At 69.0% G+C, this 26,004-nt stretch carries 25 protein-coding genes; 13 read left to right on the top strand and 12 right to left on the bottom strand.

Annotated features, from left to right (window positions below; genetic code table 11):
* Positions 1-115: 115 nt before the first annotated feature.
* Positions 116-2,038: an adenylyl cyclase gene (locus tag ACTWLI_RS08765; protein WP_445153534.1), complete on the top strand. Its 1,923-nt coding sequence runs from the start codon at positions 116-118 to the stop codon at positions 2,036-2,038.
* Between the two features lie 143 nt (positions 2,039-2,181).
* Here the strand turns inward: ACTWLI_RS08765 and ACTWLI_RS08760 are convergent, their stop codons facing one another.
* From ACTWLI_RS08760 to ACTWLI_RS08750, 3 genes are read right to left on the bottom strand one after another with little or no spacing between them, the layout of a single operon-like run.
* Positions 2,182-4,350 carry a S1 family peptidase gene (locus ACTWLI_RS08760; RefSeq protein ID WP_445153533.1) on the bottom strand — a complete coding sequence of 723 codons (2,169 nt, stop codon included), beginning with the start codon at positions 4,348-4,350 and terminating at the stop codon, positions 2,182-2,184.
* A 9-nt stretch (positions 4,351-4,359) separates the two neighbouring features.
* The gene (locus ACTWLI_RS08755) at positions 4,360-5,094 is read right to left on the bottom strand and encodes a tyrosine-protein phosphatase (RefSeq protein ID WP_445156148.1); all 735 of its coding nucleotides are present in this window, start codon (positions 5,092-5,094) and stop codon (positions 4,360-4,362) included.
* A gap of 49 nt (positions 5,095-5,143) precedes the next feature.
* A complete protein-coding gene (locus ACTWLI_RS08750) occupies positions 5,144-5,773 on the bottom strand; it encodes a GNAT family N-acetyltransferase (protein WP_445153532.1) in 630 nt (209 codons plus the stop codon).
* 82 nt (positions 5,774-5,855) lie between these two features.
* Between ACTWLI_RS08750 and ACTWLI_RS08745 the strand changes: the two genes are divergently transcribed.
* Entirely contained in the window at positions 5,856-6,296 is a 441-nt protein-coding gene (locus tag ACTWLI_RS08745; protein ID WP_445153531.1) for an SRPBCC family protein, read from the top strand.
* A 37-nt stretch (positions 6,297-6,333) separates the two neighbouring features.
* Here ACTWLI_RS08745 and ACTWLI_RS08740 read toward each other — a convergent pair whose 3' ends face one another.
* From ACTWLI_RS08740 to ACTWLI_RS08725, 4 genes are all read right to left on the bottom strand, one after another.
* Positions 6,334-7,206, bottom strand: a complete 873-nt coding sequence (locus tag ACTWLI_RS08740; protein ID WP_445153530.1) for a 3-hydroxyacyl-CoA dehydrogenase family protein — start codon at positions 7,204-7,206, stop codon at positions 6,334-6,336.
* A 2-nt stretch (positions 7,207-7,208) separates the two neighbouring features.
* Positions 7,209-8,021 carry an enoyl-CoA hydratase/isomerase family protein gene (locus tag ACTWLI_RS08735; protein WP_445153529.1) on the bottom strand — a complete coding sequence of 271 codons (813 nt, stop codon included), beginning with the start codon at positions 8,019-8,021 and terminating at the stop codon, positions 7,209-7,211.
* Positions 8,021-9,232: a thiolase family protein gene (locus tag ACTWLI_RS08730; RefSeq protein ID WP_445153528.1), complete on the bottom strand. Its 1,212-nt coding sequence runs from the start codon at positions 9,230-9,232 to the stop codon at positions 8,021-8,023. Before ACTWLI_RS08730 ends, ACTWLI_RS08735 begins: the two co-directional genes overlap by 1 nt.
* Positions 9,233-9,354: 122 nt before the next feature.
* Positions 9,355-10,017, bottom strand: a complete 663-nt coding sequence (locus ACTWLI_RS08725; protein ID WP_445153527.1) for a pentapeptide repeat-containing protein — start codon at positions 10,015-10,017, stop codon at positions 9,355-9,357.
* A 159-nt stretch (positions 10,018-10,176) separates the two neighbouring features.
* Between ACTWLI_RS08725 and ACTWLI_RS08720 the strand changes: the two genes are divergently transcribed.
* Both ACTWLI_RS08720 and ACTWLI_RS08715 read left to right on the top strand, forming a co-directional pair.
* Complete coding sequence (locus ACTWLI_RS08720; protein ID WP_056737645.1) at positions 10,177-10,353, top strand: CsbD family protein; 177 nt, start codon at positions 10,177-10,179, stop codon at positions 10,351-10,353.
* Between the two features lie 124 nt (positions 10,354-10,477).
* Positions 10,478-11,248 carry a dienelactone hydrolase family protein gene (locus ACTWLI_RS08715; RefSeq protein ID WP_445153526.1) on the top strand — a complete coding sequence of 257 codons (771 nt, stop codon included), beginning with the start codon at positions 10,478-10,480 and terminating at the stop codon, positions 11,246-11,248.
* A 103-nt stretch (positions 11,249-11,351) separates the two neighbouring features.
* On the opposite strand, the gene ACTWLI_RS08710 is transcribed toward ACTWLI_RS08715, so the two are convergent.
* Complete coding sequence (locus ACTWLI_RS08710) at positions 11,352-12,812, bottom strand: amino acid permease (RefSeq protein WP_445153525.1); 1,461 nt, start codon at positions 12,810-12,812, stop codon at positions 11,352-11,354.
* A gap of 406 nt (positions 12,813-13,218) precedes the next feature.
* Between ACTWLI_RS08710 and ACTWLI_RS08705 the strand changes: the two genes are divergently transcribed.
* The 7 genes from ACTWLI_RS08705 to ACTWLI_RS08675 all read left to right on the top strand — a co-directional run bounded on the left by ACTWLI_RS08705 (position 13,219) and on the right by ACTWLI_RS08675 (position 19,855).
* On the top strand, positions 13,219-13,644 hold the full coding sequence (locus ACTWLI_RS08705; RefSeq protein ID WP_445153524.1) for a hypothetical protein: 426 nt from the start codon (positions 13,219-13,221) through the stop codon (positions 13,642-13,644).
* On the top strand, positions 13,641-15,368 hold the full coding sequence (locus ACTWLI_RS08700; protein WP_445153523.1) for a hypothetical protein: 1,728 nt from the start codon (positions 13,641-13,643) through the stop codon (positions 15,366-15,368). The genes ACTWLI_RS08705 and ACTWLI_RS08700 overlap by 4 nt, the downstream gene beginning before the upstream one ends.
* A gap of 145 nt (positions 15,369-15,513) precedes the next feature.
* Positions 15,514-16,263, top strand: a complete 750-nt coding sequence (locus ACTWLI_RS08695) for a lysostaphin resistance A-like protein (RefSeq protein ID WP_445153522.1) — start codon at positions 15,514-15,516, stop codon at positions 16,261-16,263.
* Between the two features lie 71 nt (positions 16,264-16,334).
* Complete coding sequence (locus ACTWLI_RS08690) at positions 16,335-16,775, top strand: VOC family protein (protein ID WP_445153521.1); 441 nt, start codon at positions 16,335-16,337, stop codon at positions 16,773-16,775.
* A gap of 21 nt (positions 16,776-16,796) precedes the next feature.
* Positions 16,797-17,750 carry a 1,4-dihydroxy-2-naphthoyl-CoA synthase gene (locus tag ACTWLI_RS08685; RefSeq protein WP_445153520.1) on the top strand — a complete coding sequence of 318 codons (954 nt, stop codon included), beginning with the start codon at positions 16,797-16,799 and terminating at the stop codon, positions 17,748-17,750.
* A gap of 7 nt (positions 17,751-17,757) precedes the next feature.
* A complete protein-coding gene (locus ACTWLI_RS08680; RefSeq protein WP_445153519.1) occupies positions 17,758-18,921 on the top strand; it encodes an AMP-binding protein in 1,164 nt (387 codons plus the stop codon).
* A 52-nt stretch (positions 18,922-18,973) separates the two neighbouring features.
* Positions 18,974-19,855, top strand: coding sequence for a 1,4-dihydroxy-2-naphthoate polyprenyltransferase (locus ACTWLI_RS08675; protein ID WP_445153518.1), 882 nt, complete (start codon positions 18,974-18,976; stop codon positions 19,853-19,855).
* Positions 19,856-19,922: 67 nt separating this feature from the next.
* On the opposite strand, the gene ACTWLI_RS08670 is transcribed toward ACTWLI_RS08675, so the two are convergent.
* Complete coding sequence (locus tag ACTWLI_RS08670) at positions 19,923-20,231, bottom strand: DUF4229 domain-containing protein (RefSeq protein ID WP_445153517.1); 309 nt, start codon at positions 20,229-20,231, stop codon at positions 19,923-19,925.
* Positions 20,232-20,366: 135 nt separating this feature from the next.
* Between ACTWLI_RS08670 and ACTWLI_RS08665 the strand changes: the two genes are divergently transcribed.
* Complete coding sequence (locus tag ACTWLI_RS08665; protein ID WP_445153516.1) at positions 20,367-20,792, top strand: PLD nuclease N-terminal domain-containing protein; 426 nt, start codon at positions 20,367-20,369, stop codon at positions 20,790-20,792.
* A 306-nt stretch (positions 20,793-21,098) separates the two neighbouring features.
* A complete protein-coding gene (locus ACTWLI_RS08660; protein ID WP_445153515.1) occupies positions 21,099-22,085 on the top strand; it encodes a hypothetical protein in 987 nt (328 codons plus the stop codon).
* Between the two features lie 236 nt (positions 22,086-22,321).
* On the opposite strand, the gene ccsB is transcribed toward ACTWLI_RS08660, so the two are convergent.
* Genes ccsB through ACTWLI_RS08645 form a run of 3 tightly spaced genes read right to left on the bottom strand, consistent with a single transcriptional unit; the run spans position 22,322 to position 26,000 of the window.
* Positions 22,322-23,413, bottom strand: a complete 1,092-nt coding sequence (gene ccsB, locus ACTWLI_RS08655; RefSeq protein ID WP_445153514.1) for a c-type cytochrome biogenesis protein CcsB — start codon at positions 23,411-23,413, stop codon at positions 22,322-22,324.
* Positions 23,413-25,245: a cytochrome c biogenesis protein ResB gene (resB, locus tag ACTWLI_RS08650; RefSeq protein ID WP_445153513.1), complete on the bottom strand. Its 1,833-nt coding sequence runs from the start codon at positions 25,243-25,245 to the stop codon at positions 23,413-23,415. The genes ccsB and resB overlap by 1 nt, the downstream gene beginning before the upstream one ends.
* Positions 25,245-26,000, bottom strand: coding sequence for a cytochrome c biogenesis CcdA family protein (locus ACTWLI_RS08645; RefSeq protein WP_445153512.1), 756 nt, complete (start codon positions 25,998-26,000; stop codon positions 25,245-25,247). The genes resB and ACTWLI_RS08645 overlap by 1 nt, the downstream gene beginning before the upstream one ends.
* Positions 26,001-26,004 lie beyond the last annotated feature (4 nt).

Here is a 26,004-nt window from a genome sequence, read left to right as displayed (position 1 = left end):
TTCCCGGCGGGAGCGCTCCCACACTTCCGTGTTGACGGCCCCGGGCGCCTCATTCCCTTCGTTCCCCTTCCCCCAAGCCATGCAACATCCGCACCTCCAGAGAGCAGGACAAGCGATGCCGCTAGCCCACCTCCGTTGCCGCCGCGCGGCCCATCCGACGCCGTTCCGGGCGTCAACGCACCACCAGGGACGGCTGCTGGCCGGCGCGGTGGCCGTGGCCCTCGGCGTGCTGGGCGCCGTCGCCGCCCCCGCCGCCAACGCGGCCCCCGCTGCGACGCCGTCGGCGATGAACCCGGCCAAGGCCGCACCCGCAGCGGCCCCCGATTTCGGCCCCAACGTGCGCATCTTCGATCCCGGCATGCCCGTGGCCGACATCCAGGCCGAGGTGGATGCCATTGCGGCCCAGCAGGTCGACGACGAGATGGGCACCAACCGCTACTCCCTGCTTTTCAAGCCCGGCACGTACGGCAGCCCGGAAACGCCCCTGATCATCCAGGTGGGCTATTCGACCGAGGTGGCCGGCCTGGGCGCCTCGCCCACGGACGTGACGATCAACGGCCACGTCGACGCCTACAACCGGTGCCTGAGCGCGGACAACTGCATTGCCCTGAACAACTTCTGGCGCTCCGTCTCCAACCTCACCATCAACGTCACCGGGCTCGACGGGTGCCGCAGCTCGGCCAACTTCTGGGCCGCGTCGCAGGCCTCACCGATGCGGCGGGTCAACGTCACCGGCGGCAACCTCTCCCTGATGGACTACTGCACCGCCGGGCCGCAGTACGCCAGCGGCGGCTTCATTGCCGACTCCAAAACCGGCGCCGTCATCAACGGCTCGCAGCAGCAGTACCTGGTCCGTGACAGCAGCATCGGCAGCTGGTCCAACGGGGTCTGGAACCAAGTCTTCTCCGGGGTGAACGGGGCCCCCGCCCAGTCCTTCCCGGACCCGCCGTACACCACCGTGGCGAGCACCCCTGTCAGCCGCGAAAAGCCCTACCTGACCCTGGATGCGGCAGGCCGGTACGCCGTGTTCGTTCCTGCGGTGCGCAAGGATTCCACGGGCACCACCTGGGAGAACGGTCCGACGGCGGGCCGCAGCATCCCGCTCTCCGACTTCTTCCTCGCCCGGCCCTCCGATACGGTGCAGGTCATCAACGCCCAGCTGGCCCGCGGCAAGCACCTGCTGCTGACCCCGGGCGTCTACGACATCGACCGCAGTATCAACGTCAAGCGCGCCAACACGGTCGTCCTCGGGCTCGGTATGGCCACGCTCACCGCCGTCGACGGTGCCGTGCCGCTGACGGTCGCGGACGTCCCCGGCGTCGACATTGCAGCCGTCACCATCGACGCCGGCGAGACGAACTCACCGGCACTGATGCGCGTCGGCACCCAGCGGGCCGCGAAGGGCAGCGCCCGAGCCCACAACAGCTGGACCGATCCTGCCAACCCCACCACGCTCCACGACGTGTTCTTCCGGATCGGCGGCCCGCACGTGGGTAAGGCCACGGTGAGCCTGGAAGTGAACAGCAACGATGTCCTCCTCGACCACATCTGGGCCTGGCGGGCCGACCACGGAAACGGCGTCGGCTGGACCACCAACACCGCGCAGAACGGCGTCATCATCAACGGCGACGACGTCACCGCCACCGGCCTGTTCGTGGAGCACTACCAGCAGTACAAAGTGATTTGGAACGGTGAACGGGGCAGGACCGTCTTCTTCCAGAACGAACTGCCCTACGACGCCCCCAACCAGGCAGCCTGGCAGCACGACGGCGTCTTGGGCTGGGCCGGCTACAAAGTCGCCGATTCGGTCAGGACCCACGAGCTGTGGGGCGGCGGGAGCTACGTCTACAACAACGTGAATCCCTTGATTCACGCCACCCGCGGTTTCGAGGTACCGGTCACGCCCGGCGTAAGGCTGCACAGCCTGCTGACCGTCAACCTGGGCGCCGGGACATTGGACCACGTCATCAATGACACCGGGGCACCGGTCTCGACCGATGCCGTGGGCCAGCCCAGCTACGTCGCCGACTTCGGCTGATTCTTCGGCGGAGGGGCGCCCCGGGGGCCCCACCCGCCGGACCTGGCACTACTTGAAAGGCCGGCTGCTGACAGCAGCCGGCCTTTCCGGCACCCAGTCAGTACCCCCGCGGGGCATCTTCGCGCCCGGACGTGGCCACCCTGCTAGCGGGCACCGCGGCGGCGGTTGATGTGCGCGCCGACGAGGACGGCGGCGGCCAGCACCAAGGCCCCGCCGGCGAGGCCTGCCAGCGGCAGGAATGACCCAGCCGCCGTGCCGGGCTGCTGCCCCGCGGACGGGGTCCGGCTGGCGTCGGCGGGGTTTGACGCCTCCGTGGAGCCCCGAGCGGGTGTCGGGGTCACCGCCGGAGCGGTGGGCGCCGCGGTGGCGGCTGGCGGCGTCGAAGCAGCCGGGGTCGCGGCGGGCGCCTGGCCCGCCTGCATGGCCGAAGCGGCCGGCGCGGCCGGCATAACGGCGCCGGGGCGCGGCGCCGGAGCCAGGACGGGCAGGCCCGCCGCGGGTCGGGCAGCGGGCATTCCCGCGGCGGCGGCACCGGCCTCCGATTCGACCCGGAGGGTGAATTCCAGCGCACCGGATCGGCTGTGGCCGTTCACCGTTTCGGCGGTGTAGCGGAATGAGCCCGCCTTGGCCGGGGCGGCAAAGGACCAGTTCCCGTCAGCGTCCACCGGCACCTCCACCGGCTCCGCCTTGTCCCGCACCAGGCGCACCTTGGACCCGGCGGCGACGGCCGAGGCGGGGGCGGCTGCAACGCGTCCCCGGACCAGGCTGCCCGGGGCCACGGCGGCTGCCGAGCCCTTGGCGGCGAGGGTGGGCTTGTTCAGGAAGACCTGCAGTTCGACGCCGCCGGGGATGCTGCGGAGGGCGTCCTGGAGGGTGGCGGCGACGGCGAAGTTCTGCTCGGCGCCCGCGGGTTCGCCGGCTGAATGCGTGCCCACGGCGTAGTTTCCGCTGATCCAGGGGCCGCCGGAGTCGCCGCCGCTGGACTGCACGTCGTAGGACAGGAACCCCTTGAAGGCCCGGAGGGTGCACGGTTCGAGGGGCACTCCCCCGGCGTCGGTGCAGGCGGTGCCGGGTGTGGGGCGGCCGGCTGCGACGTAGATGCCGGTCTCGGCCACCACCCCGCAGGACCAGCCCTCGGTGCGGCCGGACCGGCACACGGACTGCCCCTGGTAGGGGGCGGCAGCGCCAATGATCTTCACGGAGCTGCGGCCCGGGGCTGCGGGGCTGTCCCATCGCGTTACTGACGGCTGCATGGCCAGTCCTGCCCGAATGTCCTTGATCACCGCGATGTCCGTGCCGATGTTACCGGGGCGGTTCTCGGAGCCGGTGATGGGCGAGTTCCCCGGTCCGCCGAACTGGCTGAACCCGAACGTGCCCAACAGGCCCGGCACTGCCGGGCGCGCATTGGTGGCCCCGCCTGCCGGCGCCGCGGTGCCGGGCTCGACGTCGGCGCGAACGGCCTGTCCGTCCTCCGCGCAGTGCCCCGCCGTCAAGACCAGCGGCAGGCCGGCGGCATCGAAGCCGCCGAAGCCCGCGGAGCAGATGGCCATATCGTCGATCACGAAGCCCTGGCCTCCGAAGTAGTCATCTTCGGTCTTGATCGGCGCACCTTTTTCGAGAGCCACGTTGGCGTAGCGGGCGACGAAGTCCGCCGGCGAGACCTTGCCGGGCAACTGCTGCGCGGGTGCCGCGGCGTCGCCGGCACTTTCCGCCGTCGAACCCTCCGGGGTGTTGACGCCGCCGGTGCGGATGATGAAGTGGCCGTCGGCGAAAGCTACCGCCTGGAGCCCGGCGGGCCCGACGTCGCGGACGTAGGCCTCGAAGAGTTGGTCGGCGCTGCCGGCGACGAGCCCTGCCCTGCCCGCGCCGGCGTCAACCGCTGTGCCTGCGCCGGCGGCGGCGGAAAGCGGCGCGGGAGCCTGCAGGGTGAATTCGTCCGGGCCCGCCTGGTTGAGTTCGGCGACCCGGACCTGGAGATCGGCGCCGGCGCCTTCGACGACGGTCTTCCCGTCCTGCAGCCGGATCCCGACGTAGCCGGGGAGCTCGCGCAGGCCCCGAACGGCGTCGGCGGCCCGCTTGGCCTGGGCGCCTGCGGCGTTGAACTGCTCCAGGGTCATGCCTAGGTCGCGGCGGACCGCCTCGGCCAGTCCGGCGTCGCTGATGCCCGTGTCAGCGGGAGCCGCGGTGGCGGTGGGTGCGGCGGGGTCGGCGGTGTCCTGGGCCAGGGCAGGGACAGCCAGCGAGGATCCCGCGAGCGCGACGGCGGCCGCGGCGAGGGCGCGCAGCACCGGCCGGTAGGTGGGAGTCTTCACCCGGTTACTCTAACGTCCGAGCCTGCTCCGGATGGCTGCCAGCTCCTGGACCGTTACGCCATTGTGCCCAAGGAACTCGGCGGTCCCCAGCTGGCGGAGGAAGCGCAGGAGGCTCTCCTGGCGCTGCTCGACCAGCGGTGCGAGCTGCGCTTCGGGGAGGTACCGCTCGTGGGGGTGCGGGATCCCGGAGACCCGGTGGTGCTCGTTGATCCCCCGCATGGCGTGCCCGTAGGCGAGTGCGATCGCGTCCTCGCCGGCACCGGCGAGGTCCTGGAGCATGGCGGCGATCATCCCGCTGCGGTCGCGCCCCGCCGAGCAGTGGATCACCACGCCTCCGCGGGCGGCCGCCAGCGCCTTGAAGACGCGGGCAAGCCTGTCGGGGAAGAGCCTGGCGTTGTCCGAATAGCAGGCGGGGTCGTTCAGGTACGGGACGCAGAGCCTCCGGAATTCGGCGTCGGCCGGATCCTCGGTGGGGGCATGGACGACGTCGAACCCGGCCAGGATCCCGTCCCGCACGACGGGGTCGGTGTCGCGGCGGCAGATCTCCTCCGGATTGCGCAGGTCGATGATGGTCCGGATGCCGTCGTCGTGGGCCTGCTGCCAGCCGGCTTCGGTGAGCCATTCCCGGCGTCCCATCCGGTACACCGACCCGGCGACGCGCCACGCGTTGACCGCGCCGTCCCAGCTCGCCGCCTCGACCGGCGCGGCCGCGGCCTGGGTCGGCTGGCGTGCGGCGGGAATCATCATTTCGACAGCTAAGCACACGCCCCGGCGCTATTCCACCGGTGCGGTCTTACGCCGGCCGCGGCCTGGCCAGCCTCGCCTCGAGGCCGTTGCGGACCATCGGCCACTCCTGGGCGAGGATGGAGAACACGACGGTGTCGCGCAGGGCGCCGTCGCTGCTGCGCGTGTGGCTGCGGAGCACCCCGTCCTGCTTGGCGCCCAGCCGCGCGATCGCCTCCCGGGATTGGTGGTTGAGCCAGTGCGTCCGGAATTCGACGGCGGGGCAGCCGAGCGTTTCGAAGGCGTGGCGCAGCAACAGCAGCTTCGAGTCCGGGTTGCTGCCGCTGCCCTGGGCGGAGGCCGCGTTCCAGGTGGAGCCGATTTCCACCCGCGGTGTCGCCGCATCGATGTTCATGTAGGAAGTCATCCCGATGATCCGGCCCGGGCCGCCCGTGGCCCGGTCGAGCAGCCGCGTGGTGAACGGCAGCATGCTCCCGCTCTCCTGCAGTGCGAGGCGGCGGTCGATCTCGGCGGTCATCTGGTCCGGGGCGGGGACGGACGTGTACCAGAGCTGCCACAGGTCGCCGTCGCGGACGGCCTCGACCAGTCCGTCGTGGTGGTCGTGGCTGAGCGGTTCGAGGACGACGTATGTGCCGGCCAGGGTCACCGGAACGATCGGGGCAGCGCCGGGGATGGTCACCGCCTCATCCTAGGGCACCGGCCCGGCGGCGCGGCGCGGAATCGGGCAGGGCCGCCGAAGCCCGTCTGGGTAGGCTGGGCCCATGATCACAGTTCGCGGCACCATCCAGTCCGATCTTGACCCCGCCCGGGCCTTTGCCTACCTCTCCGCTTTTGAGCACACCCCGGAATGGGATCCCGGGACGCCGGTGGTGAAGAAGCTCTCCGACGGGCCGGTCGCCGTCGGGCACCGGTACCACGCCGAGGCGGAGTTCCGGGGCAAACGACAGTCCCTGACCTACGAGGTGGTGGAACTGACGGCGGACCGGATCACGCTGCGCGGCGAGAACTCCGCGGTCATCTCGGTGGACACGATCGAGGTCGCACCCGCCGGGACCGGTTCCAAGGTGGACTACACCGCCGAGTTCACGCTCAAGGGGTGGCGCAAGATCGCCGAGCCCCTGGCCCGGCCGGCCTTCAACTCGCTGGCCGGTCCAGCCATGGACGGGATGAAGCGGACGCTCGACTCGCTGGCGCGGTCCTAGCCGGCCAGCACCGGGCCGCGGCCCAAGCCGGGGGCCGCTAGGCGGTCCAGTCGAAGAATCCCTTGCCGGTCTTGCGGCCCAGCTCGCCGCGGGCCACCTTGTCGCGCAGGATCTGCGGCGGAGCGAAGCGCTCGCCCAGGGTGGAGGCCAGGTACTCGGCAATGCCCAGCCGCACGTCCAGGCCGACAATGTCGGTGGTGCGCAGCGGCCCGGTCGGGTGCTTGTAGCCCAGGACCATGGCGTTGTCGATGTCCTCGGCGGAGGCCACCCCCTCCTCGACCATCCGCATCGCCTCGAGGGCGATCGCGACACCCAGCCGCGACGAGGCAAAGCCCGGTGCGTCGTTGACGACGACGGCGGTCTTGCCGAGCGCTTCGACCCAGCCCCGCGCGGCGGCGGCGAGCGTTTCAGAGGTCTGCTCGCCGAGGACCACCTCGATCAGGGTGGACGCCGGTACCGGGTTGAAGAAGTGCAGTCCCAGGAAGTTCTGCGGGCGCTCCAGCTCCCGGGCCAGGCCGTTGACGGAAAGGGAGGAGGTGTTGGAGGCCAGGTAGGCGTCCGCGCCGAGCCGTTCCTCGATGCCGCGCAGCGAGGCCACTTTCAGGTCCCAGTCCTCGGGAACGGCCTCGATCACGAGTTCGCGGTCCTTGAAGTCGTCGTAGTCCACGGTCACGGCGAGGCGGGAGACCATCTCGTCGAGGTTCCCGTCGACGGCGCCGCGCTCGATGCTCTTGGCGGCCGCGGATTCGACCCGCTCGCGGGCGGCTTCGGCGGATTCCTCGTCGCGTTCGACGACCAGCACGTGGGCGCCGTTGATGAGAAAGGCGTGGGCGATGCCGGCACCCATCCGGCCGCCGCCGAGGACGCCGACGGATACGGGCAGGTTCGCGGGCAGTACGGAATTGCTCATGATCAGTTCTTCTTCCGGTCTGATGCCTGGTCGGTCGTGGCCGGTTTCCGGGACTTCTTGTCCAGGAAGGCCTGCATGCGGTCGAACTTCGCCTGCGACTCAAAGAGGATGCCCTGGGCGAGCTGGTCGATCAGGGGGTGCGCTTCCGCCGGTGCGTGGAACACCGACTTGGTGATCCGCACCGCGAGGGGGTCCTGCTGGGCGATCCGGTCCGCCAGCGCGTGCGCGCCGTCCAGCAGCTGAGCGGGTTCGTGGATCTCGGTGATGAGCCCGACGGCGAGCGCCCGGTCGGCTCGGAGCACGGCCCCGGCAAGCAGGATGTCCTTGGCCACGGGCTCCCCCACCAGCTCCTTGAGCCGCCAGCTGGCTCCGGCAGCGGCGAGGATGCCGAGGCCGGTTTCCGGGTTGCCGATCCGGACCCCGGGGGTACCGATGCGGAAGTCCGCCGCGTAGGCCAGTTCCGCGCCGCCGCCGAGGCAGAAGCCGTCGAGGGCCGCGATGACCGGCATCGGCAGCTTGGCGATCCGGACAAAGATCGTGGAATTGATGCCCTGCAGCGCATCGTCGCGGCGCCGCTCGCGCAGCTGGGCGATGTCGGCACCGGATGCGAAGACTCCCTCGGCCCCGGCGATGATGAGCACCTTGGGGATCTGTTCAAGGTACGCGCAGACCGCGTGCAGCTCGTCGACCATCTGCTGGTCGATGGCGTTGCGCACCTCGGGCCGGTTCAGCCGCACCACCAGCCGGTCCTCGCGCTCCTCGACAAGGAGCGTACGGAAGCCTGCGGCGTCCAAGCCGCCCTGCCCGGCCGCCACTAGACGCGCTCCAGCAGCATGGCCGTGCCCTGGCCGACGCCGATGCACATGGTGGCGAGGCCCATCTTGGCGTCCTCGCGCTCCATCCGGCCCAGCAGGGTGATGGCGATCCGGGACCCGGAGGAGCCGAGCGGGTGCCCCAGGGAGATCGCGCCGCCGTCGCGGTTGACGATCTCCGGGTCCAGCCCGAGCCGGCGCATGCTGGCCAGCGACTGGGTGGCGAACGCTTCGTTGAGTTCGACGGCGCCCAGGTCCTCGACGCTCAGTCCGGTCCGGGCGAGCACCTTCTGGGTGGCCGGGACCGGGCCGATGCCCATAATTTCGGGTTCGCAGCCGGCGGAGGCGCCGTCGATAATGCGCGCCCGGGGGGTGAGGCCAAGCTTCTGGATCGCAGCTTCGGAGGCGACGATGATCGCGGAGGCGCCGTCGTTGAGGGTGGAGGAGTTGCCGGCGGTGACGACCGAACCGCCCGCGACGACGGGGCGCAGTCCGGCGAGCACGTCCATGGTGGTGCCGGCCCGGGGGCCCTCGTCGGTGTCGACGACGGTCTCGCCCTTGCGGGTCTTGACAATTACGGGGACGATCTCGTCGGCGAAGCGGCCGGCGGCGATCGCGTCCAGCGCACGTTCGTGTGACCGGACCGCAAAGGCGTCGGCGTCCTCGCGGGTGATCCCGTCGACGCGGGCGACCTCCTCGGCCGTTTCCGGCATGGAGTAGGTCATCTTGCCGTCCCGGGAGAGCTCGCCCTTCTGGAACAGCGGGTTGGCGAAGCGCCAGCCGATCGAGGTGTCGAAGATCTGGCCCGGCTTGGCGAAGGCGGTCTGCGGCTTTTCCTGCACCCAAGGCGCGCGGCTCATGGATTCAACGCCGCCGGCAATGACGATGTCCGCGGCGCCGGACTTGATCATCTGGCTGGCCATGATGATGGCGCTCAGGCCGGAGGCGCAGAGCCGGTTGACGGTGATGCCGGGGATGTGGAGCGGAAGCCCGGCCAGGATGGTGGCCATCCTGGCCACGTTCCGGTTTTCCTCCCCGGCCCCGTTGGCGTTGCCGAGGATAACCTCGTCGATGGCGTCGGGATCCACCCCGGCGCGCGCGACAGCTTCGCGGACGACCAGCGCCGCGAGGTCGTCGGGCCGGACCGCGGAAAGCGCGCCGCCGTAGCGCCCCACGGGAGTGCGGGCACCGCCAACAAGAAAAGCCTCGACCATGAGAACATCCTTCACCAAGGGAGCAAGGCCGGCAGAGATAAATTACCGACCGTTCGTTCTATAAAGATTACACGGCGGGCCAAGAGGGTCAACCGCGGGCCCCAGCATGACGCGGCCGCGCGTCAGGCGACGGTGATGCCCAGCTGGGCGGCGAGCAGCGGGGCCAGCATGGCCAGCTGGTCACCGTCGACGACGGCGCCGGCGAGGCTCCCGAGGCCGCTGATGGAACGTAACTCCGTGCCGCGCAGGTCGAAGTCCTTCAGCCGGGCGCCGCTGACGTCCAGGCTGCCGATGGTGCAGTTCTTCAGGGCCACCCGGGTGGCGGCGCAGGAGCCGAGGTCGAGTTCGTTGATGATGCAGTCGCTGATCTGCACGTCCGCGAGTTTGGCGCCGCGGAGGTTGACATAGTCCAGCTTCCCTCCGTCGACCCGCACGGATTGCCAGACGCTCTCATACAGCTCCGCGGATCCCCAGCGCGGGTTCCGGATCTCGACGTCGCGAAGCTCCGCCCGGGCAGCGGTGAGCACCGGCGCGTAGACCTCGGCCAGGATGCAATCCCGGAAACCCGCGCCGCGCAGTTGGGCGTCATTGAAGGAGGCGCCGTCGAACTCGCAGTCAGCGAAGGTGATGCCGGTCAGTTCCCGTCCGTCCGCGGCCGCGCGGTGGAACCGGACGCCGTCGTACCGTCCTCCGCGCCGGAAGTCCGGGGTAGCATCCTCCGCGAGCTCCGCGGGCCGGACCGGCGTCAGGCGCGGCGGGGCGATCTTGGTTTTCCGGACAGTCATGCCTCGAGCCTAGCCCGGCGGCCTAGGCCTGAGGGCCTGAGTGCCTGATCAACGGCCGTTGAAAAGATCATTCCCGGCAGGACTTGAATTAGTAAGCATGCTTCGTGTTATGGTGAAACTGCGTTGAATTTCAACCGGAAACGAAAGGTGGACCACACCATGGGTATCGGAGACAAGATTCAGAACGAGGCGGAAAACCTGGGCGGCAAGGCCAAGGAAGCTGCCGGAAACGCCACCGACAATGACCGCCTGAAGGCCGAGGGCCAGAAGGACCAGGTCGTCGCCGACGCGAAGAAGGTCGGCGAAGACGTCAAGGACACGTTCAAGCGCGACTAGTCCTTAGAACCGACGGCGTCGGACTTTCCTTTGGGGGAATGTCCGGCGCCGTTTTTTCATGCCTGGATGCCAGACTGTCCGGACAAGACATCAGCGTGACCCGGCCTACGACAGAGGAGCCAAGATGGCCAGCAATGCCGACGACGGGACACCATCCCCGGCCCGGGGCCTGCACAACGTCGACCTCACCGGGGCCAGCATCGCCGCCGGCGGATCGCCGCGGCTGCTTGGCTACCTCGCGGAGCCCGAAGGCGAGGGACCCTTCCCCGCGGTCCTGATGATCCATGAAGCCTTCGGCCTGGATGGGATCACGGTCCGGCACGCGGATCGGATGGCGGCCGCGGGCTACCTGACCTTGGCCGTGGACCTGTTTAGCGACGGCGGGACCCGGCGCTGCCTCGTCTCAACCATGCGTTCCCTGTCCGCCGGTCAGGGCAGGGCGTTCACCGACCTCGCGACGGCCCGGCAATGGCTCCTGGACTCGGACCGCACCACGGGAAAGGTCGGCGTGATCGGCTTCTGCATGGGCGGCGGCTTCGCCCTGCTGCTGGCCAATGACGGCTTCGACGCGGCAGCGGTGAACTACGGCAGGCTGCCGAAGGATCCGGAGACCGCGCTGGCAGGGGCCTGCCCGATCGTCGCCAACTACGGCGCGAAGGACCGCAGCCTGCGCGGGACGCCGGCCCGGCTGACGTCCGTCCTTGAGGGCCTTGGCGTCGAACACGACGTCAAGGAATTCGAGACCGCCGGACATTCGTTCCTGAACGACGCGGAGCCCGGCCCGCGCGCCCTGCGCCCGCTGTTCCGGGTCATGGGCGTCGGCCCGGACCCACAGTCGGCCCCGGAAGCCTGGCGCCGGATCGAAGACCACTTCGCCCGTCATCTGAAAAACTAAAACCACACGCGTGAACGTACAGTTGAGGCCCCGAATCGCTGCGGATCCGGGGCCTCAACTGTACGTTCGCGCTTAGGCGAGGGCGCGAAGTGTACGTTCGCGCTTAGCTGTACAGCTCGCTCTTGGGCTCGTTGTGCTTGACCTTCTGCCAGCCGAGCCAGAGCACCACCGCGAAGAACGGGATGGTCGCCAGCGTCCAGAGGCCCAGGTGGAAGACTTCCCCGGACTTGCTGGTCATGGTGTCGAAACCAATCAGCACGGTGATGGCCAGCAGGGCCACGAGGCCGGCCCAGCTGGTCCACGGTGAGCCGGGCATCGGTAGCGAGGAGGCGTTGCCCTTGATCTTGCGCAGCGCGATCTGGCTGGCGAAAATCGAGCCCCAGGTGAAGATCACGCCGATGGAGGCGGTGTTCAGCGCCAGGTCGAAAGCGTGCGAGCCGCCCAGCCAGATGTTCAGCAGGATGCCCACCAGGTACACGGAGCCGATCGCGATGATCGCGGCGTACGGCACGTGGTTCTTGGACATCCGGGTCAGCCACTGCGGGGCATGCCCGTTGTTGGCCATGGTGCGGAAGATCCGGCCGATCGAGTACAGGCCCGAGTTGCAGGAGGACAGCGCGGCGGTGATGACGATCATGTTCATCACGTCGCCCATCCAGGGCAGTCCCATCTGGCCGAAGACGGTGACGAACGGCGAGGTGCCGGCCTTGTACTGGTCCGAGGGCAGCAGCATGGCCAGGAGGGTCACGGAGCCGACGTAGAAGACGACAATGCGGATCACGACGGCGCGGATTGCCTTCGGGACCTCCTTGGCCGGGTCCTCCATCTCGCCGGCGGTGATGCCCACGAGTTCGATGGCGTTGTAGGCGAAGATCACGGCGTTGAGCACGAGGATCATCACGAGGGCCCCCTTGGGGAACATCCCGCCGTCGGCTGCGAAGAGGTTGTTCACGGAGGCGTGGCCGTCGCCGACCTTGGCGTTGGTGACCACCATGAAGGTGCCGACCGCGAGGAAGATCAGGATGGCCGCGACCTTGAGCACCGAGGCCCAGAATTCAAACTCGCCGAACGCCTTGACGCTGAGCAGGTTGACGCCGACGAGGAGCAGCAGCGCCGCGATCGCCGTCAGTTCCACCGGCACGTTGGGGAAGAAGAACTGGAAGTAGAGTCCGATCGCGATCAGCTCGGCGATGCCGGTCATGGCCCAGTTGATGAAGTACATCCACCCGGACAGGTACGCGCCCTTCCGGCCGAACATCTCGCCCGCGTAGCTGACGAAGGACCCGGAGGTCTGGCGGTACATGATGAGCTCGCCCAGGGCCCGCATCAGCAGGTAGGCGATGACGCCGGCAATGGCGTAGGAGAAAATCAGCGCGGGTCCCGTGGAGGCCAGGCGCCCGCCGGCACCCATGAAGAGGCCGACGCCGATTGCGCCGCCCATCGCGATCATCGTTACCTGGCGGCCGTTCAGGGACTTCTTGTAGCCCTCGGCACTGAGGGTGGAGTCGACGACGGCGGGTTGCGCCGGCGCGCTCTTAGCTTCGGTGGACGTACTTTGTGACACAACTGTTCCTTGTGGGTCGGTGTTTTCCGGGACGGTCGGGGCGGATCCGGGACCCTCGGGGCCGGTCCGGCGCGGTCCCCGGTCCGCCGCTGCGGGCAGGGGAAAGGCCGGAACTTCGAACGGATCGCAGCGTCGCGCGGCTAGTCCATACTACTAGCTTCCGGGACCGGACCGTGACGCGGGCTACATCCGGTTCCTCCTGCGCAGTCCCGCGATGCGCGCCTCCCAACCGCAATTAAGCCCGTGTTTTGGCGCAAAATTGCTGGTCAGGTCCCGGTTTCCCATTACTCTGAGCACACCGGCCGGGACTTGTTCCCGGCCGTTACGCCTGCAACATCACTGCAGGCCACGGCGGGGACGCCGTGAGTCAGGGGGGAATATGAAACAGAGAGCGCTACTGCCTGCAGTGCTGCTTCTCGCACTGGCGGGGTGTTCGAGCGGCGGTTCCGCTCCGGCCGGGCCCGGCGAAAGCCGCACCGCAGCACCATCAGCATCCGCATCAGCATCAGCATCAGCGTCGCCGGATACCTCCGAGCCTGCCGATGTTTCCACGTCGCTGAACGCACCCGACGCCCTGCGGCAGCCCGTCTGCCGTGCGACGGCCGACGGGTCGTGGTCCTTCACAGGGACCCTCGTCAACAGCGGCGACAAGGACAGAACCTTCACCGTGGCCATCGCGGTCACCGCGGGCCCTGCGGTCGCAGGACACACGATCATCACCAAAACCGTCGCGGCAGGCCAGTCGGCCGAGATCGCAGCACCGAACTTTGCCCAGACCAAGGACAGCGCCGGGATTTGCACGCCGGTCGTCTCCGTAGAGGACGCGCCATGAAAAAACTCCTTCTCATCACAGCGGTGGTTCTCGGGCTGGCCGCCCCGCTGGCGGCCGGGCCGGCGTTCGCCGAGACGGCACCGGAGCCGACTTCCAGCGCCACGGCGACGTCGACCGAAGCGCCGCTGCCGACGGAGTCGGCGTCGGCCCCCGCCGATCCGACTCCGCAAATAACCTCGACCCCGACGGCAACGACGGAACCCACCGTGGAGCCGTCGGCTCCGGCTGCGGCGCCGAGTCCGGCGCCCACTCCAACGCCCACTCCGACGGGGGAGCCCACGCCCCCGCCCGTTGTTGTCCAGGGAGCCATCCAGGCGAAGTGGACTGCGCTGAAGGGTGCATCGGGAGCCCTTGGCGCACCGGCCGCCAACCAGGTCTGCTCTTCTGGGGTCTGCAGCCAGGCGTTCGAGGGCGGCTTTGTTTTCTGGACCGCCGCCACCGGCGCGCACCCGGTCCTTCGGACAGCCGGGCACACCGGCCCCGGATGGCACACCAAGGGCGGCCTGGCCCGTTTCGGCTACCCGGTAACTGACGAGACGCAGGTCGCTGGCGGAACGATCCAGAAGTTCTCCAGTGGCCGGTTCCTTACCTGGACGACTAAGGGGGTCCAGCAGATCTGGTCCCGCGGCGGTATCGGAGCCCTGTGGCGCGCCCGGGGCGAAGCGAACGGGCTCGGCCTTCCCGTGTCCGCCGAGGTCTGCGGGTTGACGGCCCGCGGCTGTTCTCAATTCTTTGTCAACGGAGCCGTGTTCTGGTCTCCCAAGACCGGCGCCCAGGTAGTCAACGGGACCGTTTACTCCCGGTGGCGAGCGGCGGGCGGCGAAGCTGGCGTCATGGGCTACCCGACCGGCGCGAAAATTTGTGGTCAGTCGGCTGGCGGATGCGTGCAGCGTTTCCAAGGCGGGACGATCTATTGGTCATCAAAGACCGGGTCCTGGATCTCGCGCGGCGGGATCGGGTCTCGTTATGCCAGCGCAGGGTCCACCCGCAGCAGCCTCGGATATCCCGTAGCCAACGAAAAGTGCGCTAGCGGGCAGTGCATCCAGGCCTTCCAGCGCGGGTTCATCAGTTGGACCGCCAAAACAGGGACCCGGGTGTACGGGATGACGGAGTGCCAGAACCTGAACAACGGCAGGTCCAAGTACCCCACCTACGGCGCCAACCGCGTCCTGCTCACCTGGACGCAAGGTTATGGGCTGAACCATGCGACGAACCTGTACTGCATGAAAATGGCCGGAACGTATGTGCCGGACTGGCGGACTGACGGTTACGTCGGCAAGTCAGGGTTCAAGCGGCCGGGAGTCCCGTCCGGCCCCACCCGGAACCTCTTCTCCCCGACCGGCTCGTTCTCCGTGACGGAGGCGTTCGGCCTGGGCAACCCGGGCACCAAGCTGCCCTACCGGACGCTCAACCCCCGCTCCCGCTGGGGCGGCAATCCCTGGACGCCGACGTACAACAAGTACCACGAGTCCTCCTCGTGGGTGGGCTGGGACGAGAACATGTGGTGGTTCGCAAGCCTGGGCTACTACCGCCAGGGTGTGGTCATCAACTACAACCGGCCGAAAATTGTCCAGGATGCCGGCTTCGCCATCTTCCTGCACATGAAAAAGATCCCGACGGCGGGCTGCATCTCGCTTGATGACTGGGCGGTGGTGGACTACATCCGCAAGTCCACCCCGGGCGACCGGATCATCATGGGGACCTACGGGGCCCTGTTCCGGTAGATTCCCGGCTCGTCACCACTCCGACTAACGCCCGGTGCCCTTCGGCCCCGGGCGTTGGCCGTCTCCGGGCAAGGGCGCGTCCCGGAAGGTGTCCCCGTCCCCGGAAGCGCGACCCCCTTTTCCGGCGGCGGACTAGGCTGGTGGCATGGGCACCGCTGTTCGACAACTCCCCGCGCCGCGGCCGGACCTGTACACCTTTTCGCGGCTGGACCTGGTCGCCGCCGGCATCTACACCGCGGTGGCCGCTTTCTTCGCCACCAGTGCGGGGCTCCTGGCTCCGGTCCTGCTGCAGCTCTCGCCCAATCCCGCGGTGGCTGCCTACGCCGTCAACCTGGCCTTCTACGGGGTAATCGGTCTGCTCGCCCTCACAGCGGCCCGCCACGTTGTACGCCGGGATCTGTTGGTGCTGGCCACCCGCCCCTGGTTCACCCTGGCGATGGTGCCGCTGGCGGTCGTAGCTTCGATGGTCCTCACTGCCGTCCTGGTCGCCCTGAGCGGGCCGCCGCAGACCTCCGCCAACCAGGCCGGACTGCAGGCCCTGATGCAACAGGTCCCCGCCTGGCTGATGGTGCCCCTGGTGGTCTTCGTGGGCCCCTTCGTGGAGGAGTACATCTTCCGGCACCTGCTGATTGGAAAGCTGGGCCGCCGGCTGAACATCTGGCTCTGCTGCGTCCTCTCCGTGGTGCTGTTCGCGGCGCTGCATATCGTGGGGCAGGAGGCGCTGACCCTGCCGGTCCTGATGCCTTACCTGGCCATTGGCGCAACCCTGGTCTTCGTCTATATCTGGACCGGCCGGAACCTGATGTTCTCCTACTTCGTGCACGCCGCCAAGAACCTGCTGGCGGTCCTGTTCATCTACGCGGTGCCCCCGGACCTCCTGGACCAGCTGCAGTAGCTCCGCAGCGGCGCCCCGCGGGTTCGGGCCGGGATCTGGCGCGCCGACGGCCGCCGTCGTAGGTTCATCCCATGACACTGAACATCCAGATCGCCGTCGACTGCATCGACCCGCACGCCCTCGCCGACTGGTGGGCCGAAATGCTGGACTGGGCCGTCGAGCCGCAGGACGAGGACTTCATCCGTTCCATGATCGAGCAGGGCTACGCGACGGACGCCGAAACCATCCGGCACCGCGGCAAGCTCGTCTGGCGCACCGGCGCCGCGATCCGTCCGCCCGAGGACCTGGGCGCCAAACCGGCCACCCGGAGGATCCTGTTCCAGACCGCCCCGGAACCCAAGACCGTCAAGAACCGGGTCCATTGGGACGTGAACCTGGCCGGCGCGGACAAGGACGAGGCCCGGGCCGCCCTCGAGGCCCGCGGCGCGACGTACCTTTGGACAGCCAATGAGGGGCCGCATTCCTGGCACACCATGGCTGACCCGGAGGGCAACGAGTTCTGCATCAGCTGAGCCGATTACTAGACTCGGTCTGTGAGCAACGAAATCCCCGACAAGGTATCCGACGTCTTTGACCCCACCCGGTGGCGCACCGTGTCCGGCTTCGACGACTTCCAGGACATGACGTACCACCGGCAGGTGGAGCGCTCCGACGACGGCACCGTGGTCCGGGACCTGCCCACCGTCCGGATCGCCTTCAACCGGCCCGAGGTGCGCAATGCCTTCCGCCCCGGCACCGTGGACGAGCTGTACCGGGCCATGGACCACGCCCGGATGACCCCGGATGTGGCCACGGTGCTGCTGACCGGCAACGGCCCCTCGCCCAAGGACGGCGGCCACTCGTTCTGCTCCGGCGGCGACCAGCGGATCCGCGGCCGGGACGGCTACCGCTATGCGGACGGGGAAACCCAGGAAACGATCGACCCCGCCCGCGCCGGCCGGCTGCACATCCTTGAAGTCCAGCGGCTGATGCGGACCATGCCCAAAGTGGTCATCGCCGTTGTGAACGGCTGGGCCGCCGGCGGCGGGCACTCGCTGCACGTCGTCTCCGACCTCACCATCGCCTCCCGCCAGCACGGCAAGTTCAAGCAGACCGACGCCACGGTGGGCAGTTTCGACGCCGGCTACGGCTCCGCTCTGCTGGCCCGCCAGATCGGCCAGAAAGCCGCCCGCGAGATCTTCTTCCTGGCCCGCGAATATTCCGCCGAGGACATGGTCCGGATGGGCGCCGTGAACGAGGCCGTCGACCACGAACGGCTCGAGGAGGTCGCGCTGGAATACGCCGCGGACATCGCCCGGCAGTCCCCGCAGGCCATCCGGATGCTGAAGTTCGCCTTCAACCTCGCCGACGACGGCCTGGCCGGCCAGCAGGTGTTCGCCGGCGAAGCGACACGCTTGGCTTACATGACCGACGAGGCGGTGGAGGGCAAGGAAGCCTTCCTGGAAAAGCGTGATCCGGACTGGTCCAAGTTCCCGTACTACTTCTAGGCTCGTCATGACTGCCCCCTCGCTCGGCCTCGACCCCGCCCTGGCTGCCCTCGCCGCCGCCCTCCGCGGGGAGGGCCCAGCCGTCGAACTCTCCGCCGGCCCCGGCGGCTCCCCCGCCGTGCAGTTCGTGCAAACCCCCGGCGTCGAGGATGCCGCCGTCGTGGTCCGGACCTCCGGCTCCACCGGAACGCCCAAGGCCACCGTCCTCACGGCGGACGCCCTCGCCGCCTCCTCCATGGCCACCGCGATGGCACTCAAGGGCGAAGGCCAGTGGCTGCTGGCGCTGCCGGTGCAGTTCGTGGCCGGCGTGCAGGTGCTGGTGCGCTCCCTGTTCGCCGGCACCCGGCCCTGGGCCATGGACCTCTCCGGCGGGTTCACCCCGGAGGCCTTCACCGCCGCGGCGCAGGAACTGACCGACCGGGTCCGTTTCACCTCCCTAGTCCCCACCCAGTTGCAGCGCCTGCTCGAGTCCCCCGCGGCGCCGACCCTGGCCGCGCTCCGGCGCTTCGACGCGGTGCTGCTGGGCGGCGCCCCGGCGTCCGCTGAACTGCTCGCGGCGGCCCGGCATGCGGGCGTGAAAGTCGTGACCACCTACGGTTCGGCCGAGACCTGCGGCGGCTGCGTATACGACGGCGTCCCGCTGGACGGCGTCGAGGTCAGGATCGGTCCGGACGGCAGGATCCTGCTCGGCGGCGCCACGGTGGCCGCGGGGTACCTCGGCGAACCCGGGCTGACGGAGGCTGCGTTTGCCGAGGACGGCGGGACGCGCTGGTACCGCACTAACGACCTGGGCGCGCTGTCCGCAGACGGTGTCCTCACCGTGCACGGCCGCGCGGACGACGTCGTCATCACCGGCGGCGTGAAGGTCTCCGCCGCGCACGTCCAAGGGGAGCTCGAACGGCTCGACGGCGTCCGGGCGGCTTTCGTCGCCGGCGTCCCGTCCGCCGAATGGGGCCAGGCACTGGCGGCCTGGGTGGTGCTGGCGGACGATTCCCCCGCCGCGGCCGCCGCCTTTAGCGACCGGCTCGCCGCCGGGAACGCCGGCGGGCTGTCCGGCGCCCTGGTTCCGAAAACCGTACTCACGGCGGCGGACCTGCTGATGCTGCCGAACGGCAAACCCGACCGGATTGGCATGACCGTTCGGCTCGATGCCCGTCATCAGGGAAAATAGAACAGCTACACCAGAGTCCCCAGAGTTTCACCGACCCAACGAGGTACTGACCGTGGCCACAGCCGCACAATGGATCCAAGGCGCCCGTCTGCGCACCCTGCCGGCCGCGATTGCGCCCGTCCTCATCGGCACCGCGGCCGCTTACGAGATGGGCGCCTTCCGGCCCGTCAACGCCGTCCTGGCGGCCCTGGTGGCGCTTCTGCTGCAGGTGGGGGTGAACTTTGCCAACGACTACTCGGACGGCATCCGCGGCACGGACGCGGACCGTGTGGGGCCGCTCCGGCTGGTCGGCTCCGGCGTGGCGAAGCCGGAGCACGTCAAGCGGGCCGCCTTCGCAGCCTTCGGCCTGGCGATGGTGTTCGGACTCGCCCTGGTGGTCATCACCCAGGCCTGGTGGCTGATCCTGGTGGGGGTGGGCTGCGTCCTGGCCGCCTGGGGGTACACCGGCGGCAAGAACCCCTACGGCTATCTGGGCCTGGGCGACTTGTTCGTCTTTGTCTTCTTTGGGCTCGTGGCCACCCTGGGCACCACCTACACGCAGGCCGGGCAGCTGAGCCTGGCATCGGTCATCGGGGCGATCGGGACGGGCCTGATCGCCTGTGCCCTGCTCATGGCCAACAATGTGCGTGACATTCCCACGGACCGGGCCGCGGGAAAGAAGACACTCGCCGTCCGCCTCGGTGACAAGCACGCCCGCGAAAGCTATGTCCTGATGCTGGCCGTGGCGATCCTGCTGGTGATTGTGCTGGCACCCGGGCGGCCCTGGATGCTGACCGTGCTGCTGCTGATCCCCGCCATCCTGATGCCGTCCTGGCTGATGATCGCGGGCCGGCGCCGCAAGAGCCTGATTCCGGTGCTGAAACAGACCGGGCTGATCAACCTCGGCTACGCGGTTTTGTTCTCGCTCGCCCTGGTGCTGAGCCGGGGCTTCTAGCCGGCCGAGCACCGGGAGCCGACCGGCACGGCGAACCGCCCAAAAGCCCTTGGACAGGGCAGTCGGGCTAGGAGTCCTTGCGCCGGGCGTCGGTGCGGACCGTCACGTCGGGGTGTTCGTCCACCAGGCGGTCCTCGGCGTCGGCGTCGGCAACCTCACCGGCGCTGCGCAGCGGCTTGGCCTGGCCTGAGAACCGCTGGTGGAGCGAGGCCGCGGCCGCGTCGCGCTGCTTCTGGAAGAACAGGAAGCTGATCGCGAAGGCCATCATGCCGGCGCAGAGCGCAGCCAGCAGCCAGCCCAGCTGGAGGTAGATGAAGAGGGCGAACAGCGGCGCGAACAGCGCCAGACGGATCAGGGAGTATTTCAGGAAGGCCACACCCCCAGTTTAGCCGTCCCGGCGCCCTGCACCTCCGGCTGGGTGGCGCCCGGCCGGTTGCGGACAGGCTTGCTCCCGCGGCGGAAGGACAAGGGACCCGACCCCGGAAGTTCCCGCGGAGGCTAAACTGAAGCTATGCTCCGTGTCGTGGTACCCATCGTCGTACTGGTCGTCTTTGTCTACGGACTGATCGACCTGATCCGCACCGATGCGCGCCAGGTCAAGGGCATCTCCAAGCCGGCCTGGATCGTCGTGCAGATCCTCCTTCCGGTTCTCGGAGCCATCCTGTGGTTCCTCATCGGGCGCCCCCGTGGCGGCGACGCACCGGCCGCCTCGGCCTACCGGCACCCCACGGCTCCGGACGACGATCCTGATTTCCTCCGGAACCTGGAGCTGCGCCGCCGCAACCAGGCCGAGGCCGACAGGCTCAAGAAGCTCAAGGACGAGCTAGAGGCCCGGGAACGCCGCCTGGGCGACGACAACGGGGATTCCCGGGGCCAAGGCTCCGGCGAAGCCCACGGCAGCGGCGACCCCGCTTCTGGTACAGACGAGGTCAAGTAACCCCCTCCCCCGGCGCACCGGTTCCTTACCGTCGGCATGGCTCCCTGGCGGACCGGATGCTCACCTGCTCATTCCCGTCCTGGTGCGCGGAGTCAGTTGCAGCCATTTGCCACGAACGGCCGGTAACCCTGCCGCAGAGCAGCCGTCTTGGGCAAACCGCCGCCAGGTGTCCACGGCCCGCACTCCGGCTTAGCGGCCACCACTCCTCCCCCGGGCACGGGTTCCCGTGGCTGACGCCTGAGCCCGCGCCGGGGTCGTCCTGTGGATAACGTCCGGGCCAGCTCCCGACCGGCGCAGAATACATCCATGCGCCGACCCAGCGAGCTTCCACCGCACCTTCGACACAGGCCGTTCAGCACGGCGGAGGCCCGGGCGGCGGCGCTGGGCCGGGGCCGCACCCGGGCACGGGATCTTGTCAGTCCCTGCCACGGAGTCCGCGTCGCCGCCACCGCGGCGGACACGCTCCTCGGACGTGTCCATGCCCTGGCGGCGGTCACCGACGCCGTCGTGAGCCATCTCTCCGCGGCGGCGCTGTGGGGGTTCCCGCTTCCGTCAGGTCTGGGAGCCGACGCCATCGTCCACCTGACGAGTCAGCCCGGCCACCGCGCAGTGCGGCGCAAGAACGTCATAGGGCACCAGCAGTTCCTTGCTCCGGAGGAGATCATCACTGGTGCGCACGTCCGCTGCACCTCCCCGGTGCGGACGTGGTTTGACCTTGCCAACATCCTCAGCCTCGACGACCTAGTCATTGCCGGAGACTTCCTGTTGCGGCGCCGGCAACCGCTGTGCACCCTGAGCGAGCTTGATGCCTACCTTCCAGGACGCAAGGGAAAGCCTGGCTCCCGGAATGCCACGCATGCCCGCACCCTTATGCGGCCCCGCACGGACTCCCCCAAAGAAACGGAACTGCGTTTGCTGCTGCTCCGCCACGGCTTGCCGGAGCCCGGGATCAACGTTCCGATGTTCGACGCGACTGGCGGGTGGATCCAGGACCCGGACATGTCCTACGAGCGGGAAAAGGTTGCGCTTCAGTACGACGGCGGCCACCATGCCGACCCCGGGCAGCGCCGCAGCGATATCTTCCGGGATGAGAGGGCACGGGATGCCGGATGGCGGGTCGTGGTGTTGACCCAGTGGGACCTGACCCCGTTCAGGCCGGGCATGGAGCCGACGGCGGTCAGCAGGGTGCGGGCGGCGCTGCTTGAGCGAGGCTGGGTGCCGGCACCTGCGTCGAGGCCCAGTCGCCGCCCCGCCCCCTCGCCAACGGCACCACCTGACAGAAACGGCCGCTAAGCACGCTGGCTTAGCGACCTTCTTTGGCAAATGGACGAGGGCGCAGCAGGCCCCCGCCGGTCCCCCGCCACCCATTTGACGCGAATGGCCGCTAGGCACGGTGGCTTAACGACCTTCTTTGGCAAAGGGACGGGCGCGCGGCAAGCCCCCGCCGGTCCCCCACCGCCCGTTAGACACGAATGGCCGCTAAGCACGGGGCTTAGCGGCCATTGCCGGCAAACGGTGGGCGGCTCGGACTACAGGCCGGAGTACGAGTGCAAGCCGTTGAAGAACTGGTTGACGATAGTGAAGTTGAAGACCACGCACAGGTAGCCCACGATCGAGAGCCATGCCGCGCGGGTACCGGTCCAGCCGCGGGTGGCACGGGCGTGCAGGTAGCCGGCGTAGACCACCCAGATCACGAAGGTCCAGACTTCCTTGGTGTCCCAGCCCCAGAACCGGCCCCAGGCCTTCTCCGCCCAGATGGCGCCGAACATCAGCGTGAACGTCCAGCCGACAAAGGCGATCGCGTTGATCCGGTAGGACAGGTTCTCCAGGCTCAGGGCGTTCGGCACTAGGCGCATGAAGCCCAGCTTGTCCGCCCCGCCGGCGGCGATGGTCTTCTGCCGGTGCGACTGGACCAGCTGCAGCGCCGACATCGCGAAGGTCAGCGTGAACAGCGCCGAGGACAGCACGGCGATGGAGACGTGGATGATCAGCCAGTAGCTCTGCAGGGCCGGCACCAGGTGTCCCACCGGGGTCCAGTAGGCCACGGAGGCCGCGACCAGCATGACGATGGCCAGGCCGACCACGAAGGTGCCGAGGAAGCGCAGGTCGCGCCGGATCAGGACCAGCAGGAAGACCGCCACGGCGACGAAGGCGCCGGTGGTCAGGAACTCGTACATGTTGCCCCACGGCACGCGGCCCGCGCCGAGCGCGCGGGTGATGACACCGGCGGCGTGGATGGCGGCACCCAGCACGGTCAGGGCGACCGCGACCCGGGCAGGCGCGCGGCGTTCGCTACCGTAGCGCATGCCGCCGTCGGCGGTCACCCCCGCGCCGGTGCCGGCGGCGGAGGACGAGGGCCGTTCGGCACGCCCGGCCGGTCCGCTGACGGCGCCTTCGGAGCGGTCGACGGCGGAGGAGGCCCCGACGCCGGCGCCCACGGGAATGCGGGCCGGCTCGGCGCCGGAGAGCTGGGCGGCCTTGAGGTCCACGGCGCGCAGGGTCTTGCTGCTCTTGGCCAGGTCCCAGGCGAAGGCGATGAAGGCCACCGTATAGGTCCCGGCGGCCAGCAGCATGAAGAGCTCGCTGTACTGCCCCATGGTTTCGTTGATCGAGAACGGCATTACTGTTCCTTCTTTGACTCGGGCGAGCCTGCTGTGGACTGGATGAAGTCTGGTGCGGCGGTATCCGCGGTGTCCGGGCCGGCGCCGGTCCGTGGCCCGGCCTCCGCCCGGTCATTATCCTCCGGCGCGCTGGGAACCGGCTGGGAGTCCCCCTCCTCCTCGAGCGGCCACGCAGCCGAAAGCAGGGCGCGGATCGCCGCGGCCTCGCCGGCCAGCCGGTGGTCCTCGCCGCGGGCCAGCAGCCCGTACTCGACCATGGTGCGGCCGTCCGGGTGGGTTCCGGTGCGGACCCAGGCGCGGCGGCGGTTCACATACAGAGATGTCACCAGCCCGGCGACGGCGACCAGGGCGAAGAACAGGGCGTAGCCCTGGCCGGGGTTGTGGTGGATGTCGACGCCGACGTAGCGCTTGACGCCGTCGAACGTGATGGTGCCTTTCCCGTCCGGCAGGGTGTGGGTGGCCCCCGGGGTGAGCACGATGCCCTTGGTGGGCAGGTTGCGCGCATTGAGCGGCGTCAGCTTCTTCACGTCGAGCTCGAACACGTTCTGCGGGGCGCCATCATTGAGGCCGAGGTCGCCGTAGTACGAGTTGAGCGTCAGCTGCGGGTTGAACAACTCCGGGTCACCGCTGAAGGACACGCCTTCGGGGGTGATGAACGCGGTGGGCAGGAAGAAGCCGGCGAAGGCGAGCTGGTCCGGCTTGGCGTCGGGAACCTTGATGACCACCGAGGAATAGTAGTTGTCGCCCTGCAGCTTGGCCACGACCGGACCCTGCATGGCGACGTTGCCGGCGCCGTCCCGCACCGTGACCACGGGGGCGTAGCCGTTGCCGGTGAGGTAGACGCTGGTCCCGCCGAGGCTGATCGGGTCGTTGACCTTGAGCACTTGCTGCTGGGCGGGGGCGCCGGGGTTCTCCTTGGTGGTGACCTCGGCCTTGAAGTCGATCGGCTGGCCGAACTTGCCCTTGGATTCCCGGTCGAAGGTGATCTGGAATTTGTTGAGCTGGATGGAGTAGGGCTCCAGCTGGCTGGACTGGAAGTTGGTGCCCGGCGTGAACTGGTCATAGCCCACGAGGGTGTTCACGAAGGTGTCGCCCTCCACCAGGATCCGTTGCCCGCTGTAGCCGAAGAGTCCGCCGGCGGCCACGGAGACCAGCACGCCGATCAGGGCAGTGTGGAAGACCAGGTTGCCGACTTCCTTGAACAGGCCCCGTTCCGCGCCGAGCGAGGGGCGCTTCCCGTCGCGGTCCCGGACCTCGACCCGGTAGCCGCGCTTCTTCAGCAGCGCGGCGGCGTCGTCGATGGCGCGCGACGCCGGGATCCCGGCGTCGGCGGGGACCACCAGGGTGCCGTACTCGGGCAGCCGCGACAGCCGCGCGGGCGTGCGCGGCGGCTGGGAGCGCATGGCCTTGTAGTGCACGATGGCGCGCGGCACGACGCAGCCGATCAGCGAGATGAACAGCAGGATGTAGATCGCAGAGAACCACGCCGAGGAGTACACGTCATAGAGCTGGAGCGAGTCCAGGATCTTGCCGTAATCGGGGTGGTCCTTGATGTACTGCGTGACCACCGCCGGGTTCGCGGGGCGCTGCGGAAACAGCGACCCGGGCACGGCGGCGACGGCCAGCAGCAGCAGCAGGAACAGCGCGGTGCGCATGCTGGTCAGCTGGGTCCAGGCCCAGCGGAGCATGCCCATGGGCCCGAGCGAGGGCAGGACGGCCTCCGCCTTCGCCGCCGCCACCGCATCCTCTGCGGGGCCGGAACCTAAACCGGGGCCGGTCCGGGGCGTGCCGGGGGTCGGGGTTGTCTTCTCTTCGTTCACTCGCTCGCTCATCAGATTGGCAGTTTCACGTCGGTTTGGAACCAGTACTGCAGCCCGGAAACCCAGGCACCCCAGACACCGCTGGCCATCAGGATGCCCAGCATGATCAGGATGCCGCCGCCGGTGCGCTGGATGGCCACCCGGTGTCTACGGAAAAAGGACAGCACTCCGACGCCGCGGCGCACGGCGAGTGCGATCAGCAGGAACGGAATGCCCAGGCCCAGGCTGTAGACGAAAGCCAGGAGGGCGCCCTTGGCCGCCGACGATCCGCCGGAGAGACTGAGCAGCTGGACGGCGGAGTAGGTGGGGCCGATGCAGGGCGCCCAGCCCAGGCCGAAAGTGACGCCCAGCAGCGGCGCGCCCCACAGCCCGGCCGGCGGCTTCGCGTGGATCTTCGCGTCGCGCTGCAGCCAGGAGAATCCGCCCAGGAAGACCACGCCCATCACGATCACCAGCACACCGAGCAGCTGCGTGATCCAGGCGTTCTGCGTCCCGGTGATCAGGGTGCCAAGCTGGCCGAAGGCCCCGCCGAGGAGGACGAAGATCACTGAGAAGCCCAGGACGAACAGCCCGATACCGGCCAGCATGCGGCCGCGCCTCTGCTTCTGCAGGTCGACGCCGGTCAGGCCCGTCACGTAGCCGAGGTAACCGGGAACCAGCGGCAGCACGCAGGGCGAGAGGAAGGACACGAGGCCTGCCAGCAGGGCCACCGGGATGGCCAGCAGCAGCGAACCGCTGAGGATGGCTTCGGCGAAGGGGCTGTTCACGGGG

Source organism: Arthrobacter sp. Hor0625, assembly GCF_052567525.1.
Note: the sequence above shows the minus strand (reverse complement) of the source record. Positions and strands in the feature narration are given on the sequence as shown.